The sequence below is a fragment of the Legionella gresilensis genome, assembly GCF_900639865.1.
Taxonomy (GTDB): domain Bacteria; phylum Pseudomonadota; class Gammaproteobacteria; order Legionellales; family Legionellaceae; genus Legionella_C; species Legionella_C gresilensis.
On record NZ_CAAAHX010000015.1, the window covers coordinates 27,768 to 40,637 of the forward strand.

Genomic DNA, 12,870 nt, shown 5'->3' on the forward strand with positions numbered 1-12,870 from the left:
CGAATCTAAAATTAATCATTGATTTTCTGAAAGCACTTAAACGTGTTTTTCATCTTTCCAAATATAAATCAGAGAAAGAAAGAAAAATTTTGCTGTATTTAATCCCCTATAGAACAGCAAATTAACAGCTTGATGAAATTTTAATCTTTATTTAAGGTTTATATTCTATAATTAAGCAATGTCTCTTAATTTAGTTAACGTTTATGCCAACAGATAATCTGTCTTTTTTTCAATCCGAAACACAGACAGAAAATAGTTTAAGCAAACAGGACGAAATTTTAGTGGAGGTTTACAAAGAACTCGACGCTTTGATTAACTATGAATCTACTCTGGCTACTGCACTATTAAGGACCACCAGTTTAGAAGAAATTATCGAAATTATGCTTTCAGCTTATTTACCCGTAGATGAAATACCTAAAATAAATAAGACCCTAGATACAAAAGCTGTAGAAAATATGAAGAAGCAAGTCATAGTTGGTATGCTTCAAAAGGTAAAATATTACAAAGATTTAAAAGATATGGCAGCTAATGGGAATTTAAATGAACTTTTTTTAGATATAAATCAATTTTGCATGCAAAAGGAGGATAATACCTATAAACCGGTGCAGATCTATCGAACAATACTGTTCTCAGTATATGGAAATCAATTAAATAACGAGACTATAGAAAAATTGTCTAAAAAAATTCACAAAGCCGTCAATAATAAAACAGCGCCTCTGATGGCTGAGATTAGTAGTTTAAAAAAGGCAATGAAGTCTCTAGAAAAAATCATTAGTCCATATTGTATTCGGTTTAGAGAGGAATCAAAAGTTACGGCGCTGAAAGGGCCTGATGGGCGGCCAACAGTAAAATTTGACGTACACTCTGAACAGTGTAGAAAAACTAATTCAAAGATAGAAGAATTTTTGAAAAATAATTCTCATGGACAATTAGAGTATTTATTAAGAGAGTTGAAGGCCCCTTTAGTACTTGCAACCTATGAGAATCCTAGCAAGCGATATTTAGAGTTATATAAAAAATATGCAGCTAGGTATCAGATCGAAGAGCAAGCCATTAAGTTATTGAAAGAGTTACAATCACAAGCTAAAAAAACAGAAGAACAAAATCAACTTAACAGCAAAAGTCAAATAGAAAAAGCAAGTAAACCAATAAAACAACCTTTAGATCAGGATAAAGATCAAATTGAGATTATTGAATCTAAAAGGAGTCTTGATCAAACTCAGCCTAGTCAATCTGAAATTAACCCTAATGAAACAAAAGAAAAAGAACTATTATTAGAACCAGGCTTAGAAAAAGAGTTTAAGGAAAAAAAATCATCAGAACAGGTTAAACAGCCTGAAAGCAAAGAAGAGCAAGAAGACAAGGAAAAGTCTCAAGTGATGCCTATTAAGGAGTCGAAAAGGGAAGAAGAGGATACAGATACTTGGGAAAAAGAAGATTATAAAAAATATGAAGAAAAAAATAAAGCGAGATTAGAGTATACCAAGTCTAAGTCCAAGTCTTCTAAATCTACTGTCTCTGAAGAAGATGACAAAAAGTCGCAAAAGAAGGTAATTAAACCGTTAATAAAAATACAAGATCTTAATTCAAGAAGACGAGAAACTTACCTAGAGCTATTTAGCCAAAAGCCAAAGCCAGTCACCATAAGAGATTTAGTAAAACTTTGCCGATCATTAGGTGGAACTATAGAGCCTACGAAGGCTAACAGATGTCGAATCGAGATAAGAAATATATATAGCGATGTATTACTTTCTGAAGAGGATTTTAAAAATGCATGCGAAAAAGCTACTGTTACCATGCATGGCGGTGGGCATAGGCAAAAACGTAGTCAGAAGAGTACGAAAAATGCGCCTAGTTATTTAGTATATCAGTTTAAAGAAGCTTTGGAACGCGCGTGCTATACACTAGAAAATATGGGTTTAAACAATGAGAACAATAATTCCATGACTACCGGTGTTAATAATACATCATCAGCTTATAAAGGTTAAGATATTAATAATTGTTTAAGCTAGGTATTTAATACACTTTTTTAAACGAAAGCTTCCTTTATAAGGGGGGGTTACTTTAATGTCTAATCAAACTTTAAGTTAGTCTAAGTAAAATTTTATTAATCCAGGAAGATATGATCAAATTTTAGGTTGATTAATCCAGTTAATTTTTTTAACTGCATGAATTTTGTATTCAGGAGCTAAGTGCGCATACCGTAATGTCAATTTAATTTCTGAATGTCCTAAAAGTTCATGCACAGTATTTAAATCAACTCCTGCCATAACTAACTTACTAGCAAAATGATGACGTAAATTATGCCAACGAAAACTTAATATTTTTGCTTTTTTTAGGATTACTGCCCATGAACGTTTAACGTTTTTAAAAGGCTGATTATTTTTACTAGAAAAAACTAATCCTTTTTTAGAAACACTGCTCAAATAAAGTGCTTGTATAATTCTACCTGCTTCATCATTTAAAGGAATATAACGCGAGCTACTATTTTTAGTAATATCTCCTGCTACAATAATAAAATTCTCAGATGTGTTTATCATATTCCAGGTTAAATGAAATAACTTGCCTTGACGCAAACCAGTGTTAATTGAAAGTAAAACCATTAGCATTAAATGATCGCAATATTCATCTCCAGAATATTCTGGAAATAAAGTATATCCACGTTCCTTTCGCCAAACACTAGCATTTCTCCTTTTTTGCTTTAATCTTATTTCACGTTTATATAGCGTTTGACGTAAACGCTTTTCCTCATCTAAAGATAAATACCTGACTTTAGGGGAATGATCTATTTTAGAAAGTTTTAAATTTTTTAAAGGATTTTCTTTTATAAGACCCCAATCATAAGGAAATACAACCATGCAACTCAATAATTTTATAACTAATTGATTTATTTAATATTTTGTTCACTGCTGTACATGGGAATTCATTACCAATACAAGTGTCACAGCCCTCATAATGCTGAGGTTGGTAGTTCGAGTCTACCCATAGCCACCATTAAATCAAATAATTATCTTATAATTTGATAAACTGTTTATCCTTTTTAAATTTCTTACTTTAGTTGAATCTCACATTAGATATAAGAGAATTAATTTTTAAAACTCTTATTAAAATTGTTTTATAAGTAGAGCTTCATTTTTAAAAATTTAGCCCGGATCTAACGAACTAAAACCTATGACTCTATCTTTCAATGGAAAGTACATAACTACGTCATAAGCAACTAGTAATTGCTCCTTAATTCTAAACTTATCCATACCACTACCTAAAAAAATTAACAATAGGGCAAATCATACTTTTGCAATTTGCATTTGCCTTTTATAAGTAAACATTCGCCATAACTGTTCAACCGGTCCGTATTTATAGTGTTTTAACCATAAAATGGATATTAAAAGTTGTAATAATATGATGCCTAAACCAATCAAAATGCAGGCTGTTATACTGGTTGTTCCATATAAAGCCAAGCCAAAACTGTAAAATATAAATAGGGAAAATACAGTCTGTAAGAGGTAATTCGTTAAAGCTAATCGTCCATATGCAGCAACGTAACAACTAAAGGTGGGATAAATAGCTGTAAGCTTATATGCGATTTCCATGTATACCAATGCTAACAGGATAGAACTACTCATGGATAAAAGATTATTGAGTATTGCTAAACCATTTAAATTAATTTGATTTAACACGAAAAATTTTAGTAACGCATGAGTTAAGCTTAAGGATAAGCCTATTAGTGCAACCAGGATAAGTTGCCTCTTATCTTTAAAGAGAAATGTGTTAAATTTTTTTTGCCCTAATCTAGTTTTTGCAATATATAAACCAATACCAAAGAAAGCCATAATATTTACTAATTTACCCGAGTAAATATGATATAAGATCTTCCAATAAAGCATACGTAAATTAAGGGCAAAAATACTGAAATAACTTCCTTGGCTTAAGGTATTAAAAAAGTCATTTGGAGTAATACCAGGCACAGATTCATGTGCACCTGTATTTGTAGGTACAGTGGGTAATAAAGAAAAATAATCTAATATACAAAAAATAATCGGAATGACAATGGAGGAAATAAGTAACAAAAATAATATGATCTTCGCTAACTTTTGAATTGGCTGCTTATTTAGCCAAAAAAAACTTAATCCAATTAGAGCATAGCTAAAAAGTATATCCCCATACCAAAGAATAATGGCATGAGCTACACCAATTATAAACAATCCAAATAATCGTCGGATAAAAAATCGTTCTCTAATAGAAGGAAAATTGGATTTATTGTTAAAAAGATAAAAACCTACACCAAATAAAAAGCAGAATATTACAAAAAAGATATTATCGACAAAGGTAACTATAAAGAAGTAGGTAACATAGTCAAACTTTGATAATAGTTTACTCTCATACAAATTAGTAGGCGCAAAATGAACACCACTAAAATACAAAATATTAGTTAAGTAGATTCCTGCTAATGCAAAGCCTCTCATGACATCCAATGCTTGAATCCTACTCTCAGCCACCCTACTACCTCCCTTATATACTAGTCTTGCAAAAATACCGCATGATTTTGTCACCAAGGTTTAGTACCAGCAAGCTTAATGTAAAAATTTAATTAATTCATGTTAATTAAAGAGCATGATGACTTTAAATAATTAATTTGTTATATTTCCAGAAAACTTGAAGCCGTGTTTCTTTAAAGCACAGGATGTTTAGATACAGCATATTAGCTACTTAAATATGGGAATATATTGTATTTAAAAATAGCTTTTATATAACAGAGGAGGTTAGCATTGATAGCTAGATATAAAAAAATACCTTCCTTAACTTTTTCATTTTGGAAAAGTTATTTTATTTTAATGCGCCCTTATCTTCTTTTTATATCTGGCATTACTGGTTTACTTGGTATGGCCCAGGCTCAAGCGCCCTTCTCGCTTATCTTTATTATTTTATTTTTAGTGTTTTTTTTTAGTTATGGCGCTGGTCAAGCACTTACAGATTGTTACCAAATAGATACAGATAGCCTCTCCTCACCTTATCGTCCTCTAGTTACAGGCCAGTTGAATAAAGAGTCAGTATTTTTTGTTAGTTTAAGCTTTTTAATATTAGCTAATGCACTCTTAGCAGTTGAAAATTATTACAATATATTCGTAGCAAGCTTAGCAACTATTGGGTTAATGACTTATACCTATTTTAAGCGTCGATTTTGGGGCGGCCCACTCTATAATGGCTGGATTGTAGCAGCGCTTTATGTGCTTGGATATCAATCCTTTAAGCCTATAGCCTGGCAAGACGAGCATATTATACTCACTTTACTCACTGTATTATTTGCTTATGCCCATTTTGTTCTCGTAGGTTATTTTAAAGACATAGAGGCTGATAGAAGCACTGCATATAATACCTTACCAGTGGTCTATGGCCGAAAAATTTCCTGTCATATTAGTACATTTTTTGCGATTGCAGCTTTAAGTAGCACATGGTTAATTATTAATTTAGAACAATCGATAAGCTCCATATCATTATTAGTTTTCCTTATTTCTCTTATCGTTTATACCGTAGGGCAAATCTTGCTTTATCAAAATAAGACAGATGATACAGCTTATAAGCCTATTTTATTTTCTGTCCATGCTTACATAATATTGATGATGTCTCTTATTCTACAGTCAACCCCCAGCTGGTTAATATTCATGATGAGCTATTATGTTTTTTTTGTAATTGCCCTAAAATATAGACCTTGTAAGACGCAAATATGATCACTGTATTTTTAAATAAACATGCAGCTGGAGCACGTGGCTTATTAAAATGGCAACGTTTAATTAATAAGAAAAAAATAGAGGCAATTAAAGATGCCCTAATTATTGAAGAAGAAGTCTCTATAGAGCTTATTAACATCCTATTCAAAAAAGGGGTAAGAGTTTTTATTGCAGCTGGCGGCGATGGAACGGTTAATTGCCTTATAAATTGTTTGTTACATACGTTGACAGAAGAGCAATTAAAAACCATTTATTTTGGCGCCATTGGAATTGGATCAAGCAATGATTTTCATAAGCCAATTATCAATGACGATTTAATCGCTATTGATAGCAATAAAGCTTATTCTAGAGACCTACTCAAAATTGATTACTTAGATACTAATGGAATCAGTCATACTCGCTATGCATTTTTAAATGTTAGCCTAGGTTTTTGTGCCCAAGCAAATAAGTTATTTAATACTCAAGCAACCCTACTCTCATGGTTAAAAAAAATAAATACTAACCTAGCTATTTTCTATTCTATTGTTCAAACAATTTTTACTTACTCGCCTCTTAAGAATATCCATATTTCAACTTATAGTAATAAACAGGTAGCCTCATACCCCATTCAGCACCTTGGTAATTTGCACATCGTTAAATCTAATCATGTCGCAGGTGGATTATATTATGACAATGGCGGCCTACATGTTACAAATGAATTTGCAATGCATATCGCTTCATCAGCTTATAAACTGCATCTTATTACTTCATTGCTTTATTTAGTAGGGGGTAAATTTCATAAAAGTAAACGTCATCAAAGTCTGCTTATTAAGAATGGTTTAGTAAAGCTTAATGGAGCTTTACCTTTCTTTATTGAATTAGATGGTGAATTAATACAAATTAAATCAGCGACTATTTCAGTGAAAGCTAATGCAATACGCTGCTGCTCTTAAATAAAAGGTTATTGAATGTCTAGTATTATCAATGATGAAAAAATCAGCCTAAAACAACTATTCCGTCAGCAACAAAAACAAAACTATCAGCAAAGAATTAAAAATTTTGCAGTATACAGTGACAATCTCAAACAAACAGGTCTTTCCCTTTTTCATCGCAAAATTCTTTCCCCTGCAGATCGAGTGGTCAAGGTTGCTTGTAATTTCGAATCCCAGATTCGATATATGTTAATGTTTGGCTCTAATAATTATCTAGGATTTGCAAATCATAGTTATATAAAGAACAAAGTTAATGAAGCCATTAATAAATTCGGTGTGGGTATCGGTGGACCACCGTTATTAAATGGCAATCATTATCTTTTAACAGAACTTGAACGTAGATTAGCTCAATTTAAAGGGTATGAGGATGCTTTAGTTTTTCCTAGTGGTTATGCAACTAATTTAGGTCTTTTTTCAGCATTACCATTTAAAAGAGATATCGTCATAGTAGATGAAAAACATCATGCCTCTTGCTTTGATGGCTTAAAGCTTAAAAAAATTCCTTTCTATATTTTTGAACACAATAATATAGCCGATTTAGATAATAAGATTCAGTTAGCGAAAGCTAATTTAGCTGGCGATTGTTTTATTGCTATAGAAGGTGTTTATTCCATGCAAGGTAATTTAGCAAAATTACCAGAAATAATTTTAAAAGCACAACAACATAAAGCCATTCTAATCTTAGATGATGCGCATGCTACAGGTGTACTGGGTGATAAAGGGAAAGGTACTATGAATTATTTCAAAGTATCTGAGGATAATTGCCTGTCTATGGGCACATTTAGCAAGACGTTTGCCGTAACAGGTGGTTTTGTATGCGGCAATCGTGATGTTATAGAATACCTACGTTACTTTGCTCGCTCTTACATGTTTTCAGGAAGCCTTAGCCCTATGCAGTGTGCAGCTGTATTAGCTGGCTTAGATCTTTTAGAAAATGAACCACACGTTCAACAAACATTGTTAGCAAATTGTCAGTATGCAATTCAACTTATTCGGCAATTAGGCATTGAGGCTCATACGGATTCAGCTATATTAATTTTACCTTTAAAGCCTTTTATGAATATCGAGAAAGTTGCACTTGATTTTCATAAAAATAATATATTTGTTAATACTATTAAGTATCCTGCTGTAGAAGAAGGCCAAGAGTGCGTACGAATTAGTTTTTCAGCCATTCATACTAAAGAAGACATAGAACACCTTGTCAATATTATTGAAAAAATATGGGTATTAGAGGATAAAAATTAAATCAATGAATAAATTAGGTTATTCTTCTTGTAATGAAGATGCAAACTCAGAAATAGTAACCCTCAATATCCAAGCCACTGACACAGTTCTTTGTATAACAGGCAGTGGCGCCCGTGTACTCGATTTATTAACGCAATCGCCTAGTAAAATTATTGCAATTGATAACAATAAGGCACAACAATATTTGTTAAAATTAAAAGTAGCAGCTATTACAGGGCTCAGTTATTCTGAATTTGCTCACTTCTTAGGGCTGTTACCTTGTCGTAACCGCTTAAAAACCTATTATCAAATAAGATGTTTGCTAACCAAGGATTCTCAAATTTTTTGGGATAAACATAAGCAAAAAATCAAAAGAGGAATTCTTTACCAGGGTAATTGGGAACAACATTTTAAAAGAAATGCCCAACTTAGCGGGCTCGTTAGGCGCAAGAAGCATAACAAGTTGCTAACCTTTAATGAATTAACAGCACAAGTGCAATTTTGGCAACAGAAATGGGATTCCGTATTTTGGCGGCTTCTACTTAAATTATCAGCAAATCGCTTTGTATGGCGCTTTATCTTACGCGATCCAGGATTTTATGCACATGTCCCTTCTGATTTTAATATTTATCGCTATATAAAAAGTTGTTTAGATAAAGCTAGTACTCTTTTTTTATTTAATCAGAGCCATTTTGCACAACTTTTATTTAAAGGCACTTGGGATAATTTATATTTGCCTCTCCATTTGCAGCAACAATATTATGAGACATTAAAAAGCAAAATTGATTCTATTGAATATATTGATCAAGACTTATTAGATGCCCTAGCCAGTCTGCCCACACACTCTGTTGATAAATTTAGTTTATCTGATTTTGGTTCTTATACATCCGAAGATAAGTATTATCAGACTTGGCATGCACTTACGCGAGTAGCTAAGCCCAACGCCATTGTTTGTGAGCGACAATTTTTAGTAAAAAGAAATATTCTTGAGACGCCCTATTTAAAACGAAATAGGCAACTTGAGTTGCAATTACAAGAAACCGATCAATCCATATTTTATAGTTTCATCATCGCTAACTTACTTCCTAAGGAATTTTATGATAAGTGAAGTTAATTTCATAGAACTCATGCGGAAAAACCAACTATTTTCTCCACGACAAGTAAATACCTGTTGGCAAGCAGATTGTGAGTTACTACGATTAGATGAGAACAAAATACTTGCTGTAACAACGGATGGATTAAGTGAAGAGCTAGAAACGAAGCTTTATGAAGATCCTTTTCACATTGGATGGATGCTAGTGACTATTAATGCAAGTGACTTAGCAGCAGTTGCTGCAACCCCCTTAGGCATTTTATGTAATATGACATTAGTTAAAACTGGTAAACAAGCAGAAATAAGGTATCTTGAACAATTGCAAGCAGGCATTGCGAAAGCTTGTACACATTATAATTTACCTTTACTAGGCGGAGATACCAACTTTGCTAATCATTATCAACTTTCGGCAACAGCTTTAGGACTGTGTGAAAAACCTTTAACACGAGTAGGCGCGAAACCAGGCGACTTTATTTGTGTAAGTAGTTATGTAGGCTTAGGTAATTTATTTGCTTTTAATCGTTTATTTTTGAATAAACCAGCTCAGTTTTTCCCGATTGCCCCATTAGAATTTATGCATTATGTAGCACCGTTTGCTACCAGCTGTATCGATATAAGTGATGGAGTCATGGATGCTTTAGAAATGCTAGCTAAAATAAATAATGTTGGGATCCAATTAAACAACAGCAAAACTTATTTACATCACCAAGTTATTCAAGCTGCAAACCAACATGGATTTCCAGCGGAGGTATTTTTAGCTGGTCATCATGGTGATTTTGAAATCCTTTTTACCATACCTGTTGAATCTCTAGAAAAATTTCTTGCTATATGTAAACTAAATGATTTTTGCCCGCTTATTATTGGAAATATTTCACTAAAACAAGGAGTTACCCTTGCTAATAAAAACTTTCCTCCTAATACATTTAGGTCTATTTGGGAACAATATAGTCATGATATTGAATATTATTTAAAAATCCTATTAGAACTATTTAAGCCATAATGTTATGAGCCCAATCTAATATTAAACAAAGAATCCAAACTATATATCAAAATAATTTAAATGGTTAAATTAATAGCTTATTTTTACAGGGTGCATTTAGGGTGCATTTTTGTTAGACAAGCTAGTACATTGAAGTATAGTGATGCAAGATAAAATTTTGTTAACCCATTGATTATAAATATTTTTTATTCTCTATGTACATAGGAATATATTACCCATATAAGTGTCTCAGCCCTCTTAATGCTGAGGTCGGTAGTTTGAGTCTACGCATAGCCACCATTTGATCAAGCATTTACCTTATTATTCTAAGCTGCAACTTTCTTTTAGGGTGCAGGTAGAATGCAATTTTAGTATATTTTATCTACTTGAAGTAGGTCAGCATAAGCAAGGTTTTCAGTATCAAATTCTCAATTAATTTTAAAACAGCTAATAAAAACTAGGGTGAATATCCAAAGAACGTATTTTATCACATAAGTATTTAACAGGGAGTAGTAAAACTAAAACCTGGATGACTACATTTGCTCCTTAAGCTCAATAGTTAATAATTTTATAACCCTCGCCCCGTAAAACCACCCTTAAATTGAAAAATTAATATATGGTATGATATATTTTTGTCCTATGTAGTAAGATTTTTGAGTATTTTTATGCCTAATGTTGATGAAGACCAAAATGAATTAGTCATTCATGAATCCCTAACTATTGATGCAGTCGTGGATTTTTATAAATATTTACTTAGTGCAGTGCAGAAAGATACATATAAGGATTTAGCTGAATCCCTTTATTCTTTTGTAAGACGCGTAAACGAGGGAGTTACAAATCCTAGGGGAAATATGACTTTAATACGACAATTATCTATAAATTTACCTAAGCTTAAAGCGGGCATGAATTCAAACATTCCAGATCTATTATTGGAAGATATTAAAGGTGGCGGTAGACAAATTAGCAATTTCATTCACGATGAAAATATTATCGGAAATCTACAAGAGTTGTTACAAGCAGCACGTGATGATTATATAAATCAACAAAACCTCCCTCTTTCTCTTAAAACCGAGACTACAAGAAAAAGAAAGTTTTCAATTTTAGAGCAAACTAAAGAAGGAGCAGAGATAGCAGCAAAAATTAATTTAGTGTATAACCTTACTCAATTAAGGAAAACTATTACTAACAGTTTATTAGCATTAAACCAGGCTCCTTTGCATAAGCTTACTGAAATTCAGCCTCAAATTATAGAACAACTACAAGTTATACTTAAAAAAATGCAAGAAATTGAGAATTTAATAGCTTTAGAAAAGCCGCACTCAAATGTTGATTCTCATATAAGATTATCAGTAGCCGACTACGACACAATATTGAAATTTTTGGAAATTAATCTCTTAGATAATAATTATTCTAATAAAATATATAATTATATCTTATCAAAAAGCATAAGCTTAATTGTATTAATTCAAGACCCATCAAGAGAAGACCATATCAAGGCAGCACAATTAATGATTTTAGCTGCTAATAGAGCCTATTCTCAGAATAAAGACATTAGCAATGACAATATCTCTTTCTTTCTAAACCATCTAAGAATTATCCTTGGTAAATTAACTAGGGCACAAATAGACCCCATTCCCAAGGAACTAAACACTTCAATCAAACGTCTAATTAATCGAGTTATAAGAGATGTATATAATTTCCATAGGTGTGATCCTATGATATGTAAACAGATAATAGCATTAGCTAACCAATTTGAAACACAAACAAAGCAAGATAGCCAGTTTGATTTAAAAGATATCTATAACAAATTATATGAGCATGCCCTCCAAGAAGGAAGAAAAAAATACGATGCCGCTGACTGTCAAGAAGCTACCTTTCTCTATCAAGAGGCTATTGATTATTTCTATAAATCATTAGACTATGATGACTATCCAAACGCTCGCATCTTTCAGTTACAGCCTAAACAATTGCAAGAAGGAATACCTCCAGAAATTAAAGAGTTGCCCTTTGCCTGGCCTTCTATGAACTTTAAACATTTGTGCCATAGATTTATTACTTGTCATGAAGCGCTGATTAAAAATTATTTGAAGCAAGCAAAAACATCTGAACCACAAGATCGCATAAATATTTACAAAAAAGCGCTAGACATAATTACTTATATTAATCAATTAATTGATATTATAAACGATAGAACCATGAATCTAGGGCTAGGAAAAATACAGATATTAGCTTCTGATATTTTAGAAAAAATTAATAATTTAAATGCTGCCCATCGCCCCACGACTAGCTCCACAAGATTAATATACGGGGTCTTTTCTAAGCAAAATGCTGAGATTAATAACACAGCTATTTTTCAAAGATTCCAAAATTTATCTAAAGAAATGCCCCATGATATATTATTTGAATTATTTAAAAAAATTTATTATAAATTATATAGTGCCTCCATTACTAAGATGAAAAAACTTATAGAAAACTCAAGCATAAGCTCTGTTCAGGGCTTACTTGATTATCTCAATAAAAATAAAGACAAAAAACATTCAAAAACAATAGAAGTAATTAAAGAAATATTAGAATCTTTAGATGAGGAATATGCAGCTCAAGTCCAGAAGAAACTAACCTAATTTTATAAGGTTTTATTTGCTAAATGCTTTTATTTAAATCTCTAAGAAAATCTATTTTTTCAATCGGTTGATTTTATGCTCTTAGCAACGAAAGGCGGCTTTACTATATCGCCTTAGTGCGAAGCCTTAATTAGCTTTTTCTATTTATTCCCAAGTAATTTAAAATAAATTTTATTTCACCTCTTTAAAGAGGTAGTATGATCTTTTCAGAATTAACAATAATACAAGAGTGCATATAGAGGGCAAATTCATTATA

The 12,870-nt window shown here is 32.0% G+C and carries 9 protein-coding genes; 7 read left to right on the forward strand and 2 right to left on the reverse strand.

Annotated features, from left to right (window positions below; translation table 11 throughout):
• Positions 1-203 precede the first annotated feature (203 nt).
• Positions 204-1,988, forward strand: a complete 1,785-nt coding sequence (locus E1P04_RS15030; protein WP_131783711.1) for a DNA topoisomerase 2-like domain-containing protein — start codon at positions 204-206, stop codon at positions 1,986-1,988.
• Positions 1,989-2,126: 138 nt separating this feature from the next.
• Here the strand turns inward: E1P04_RS15030 and E1P04_RS15035 are convergent, their stop codons facing one another.
• Positions 2,127-2,858 (reverse strand): tyrosine-type recombinase/integrase, encoded by a 732-nt coding sequence (locus E1P04_RS15035; RefSeq protein WP_131783712.1) that lies wholly within the window; start codon positions 2,856-2,858, stop codon positions 2,127-2,129.
• Positions 2,859-3,284: 426 nt separating this feature from the next.
• Positions 3,285-4,496 (reverse strand): DUF418 domain-containing protein, encoded by a 1,212-nt coding sequence (locus tag E1P04_RS15040; RefSeq protein ID WP_131783713.1) that lies wholly within the window; start codon positions 4,494-4,496, stop codon positions 3,285-3,287.
• Between the two features lie 270 nt (positions 4,497-4,766).
• Between E1P04_RS15040 and E1P04_RS15045 the strand changes: the two genes are divergently transcribed.
• The 6 genes from E1P04_RS15045 to E1P04_RS15070 all read left to right on the forward strand — a co-directional run bounded on the left by E1P04_RS15045 (position 4,767) and on the right by E1P04_RS15070 (position 12,614).
• Positions 4,767-5,726 carry a UbiA family prenyltransferase gene (locus E1P04_RS15045; protein WP_131783714.1) on the forward strand — a complete coding sequence of 320 codons (960 nt, stop codon included), beginning with the start codon at positions 4,767-4,769 and terminating at the stop codon, positions 5,724-5,726.
• Complete coding sequence (locus E1P04_RS15050) at positions 5,723-6,658, forward strand: diacylglycerol/lipid kinase family protein (protein WP_131783715.1); 936 nt, start codon at positions 5,723-5,725, stop codon at positions 6,656-6,658. The genes E1P04_RS15045 and E1P04_RS15050 overlap by 4 nt, the downstream gene beginning before the upstream one ends.
• Before the next feature lie 15 nt (positions 6,659-6,673).
• Positions 6,674-7,942 (forward strand): aminotransferase class I/II-fold pyridoxal phosphate-dependent enzyme, encoded by a 1,269-nt coding sequence (locus tag E1P04_RS15055; protein WP_131783716.1) that lies wholly within the window; start codon positions 6,674-6,676, stop codon positions 7,940-7,942.
• Positions 7,943-7,946: 4 nt separating this feature from the next.
• Complete coding sequence (locus E1P04_RS15060; protein WP_131783717.1) at positions 7,947-9,029, forward strand: DUF3419 family protein; 1,083 nt, start codon at positions 7,947-7,949, stop codon at positions 9,027-9,029.
• Positions 9,019-10,014, forward strand: a complete 996-nt coding sequence (locus E1P04_RS15065) for a thiamine-phosphate kinase (RefSeq protein WP_131783718.1) — start codon at positions 9,019-9,021, stop codon at positions 10,012-10,014. The genes E1P04_RS15060 and E1P04_RS15065 overlap by 11 nt, the downstream gene beginning before the upstream one ends.
• Before the next feature lie 710 nt (positions 10,015-10,724).
• The gene (locus E1P04_RS15070) at positions 10,725-12,614 is read left to right on the forward strand and encodes a hypothetical protein (protein ID WP_131783719.1); all 1,890 of its coding nucleotides are present in this window, start codon (positions 10,725-10,727) and stop codon (positions 12,612-12,614) included.
• Positions 12,615-12,870: the final 256 nt, after the last annotated feature.

Excerpts from the sequence above, each read along its gene's own strand:
- E1P04_RS15065 (WP_131783718.1), top strand. The coding sequence starts at position 9,019 with ATGATAAGTGAAGTTAATTTCATAGAACTCATGCGGAAAAACCAACTA.
- E1P04_RS15050 (WP_131783715.1), top strand. The coding sequence starts at position 5,723 with ATGATCACTGTATTTTTAAATAAACATGCAGCTGGAGCACGTGGCTTA.
- E1P04_RS15055 (WP_131783716.1), top strand. The coding sequence starts at position 6,674 with ATGTCTAGTATTATCAATGATGAAAAAATCAGCCTAAAACAACTATTC.
- E1P04_RS15060 (WP_131783717.1), top strand. The coding sequence starts at position 7,947 with ATGAATAAATTAGGTTATTCTTCTTGTAATGAAGATGCAAACTCAGAA.
- E1P04_RS15030 (WP_131783711.1), top strand. The coding sequence starts at position 204 with ATGCCAACAGATAATCTGTCTTTTTTTCAATCCGAAACACAGACAGAA.
- E1P04_RS15035 (WP_131783712.1), bottom strand. The coding sequence starts at position 2,858 with ATGGTTGTATTTCCTTATGATTGGGGTCTTATAAAAGAAAATCCTTTA.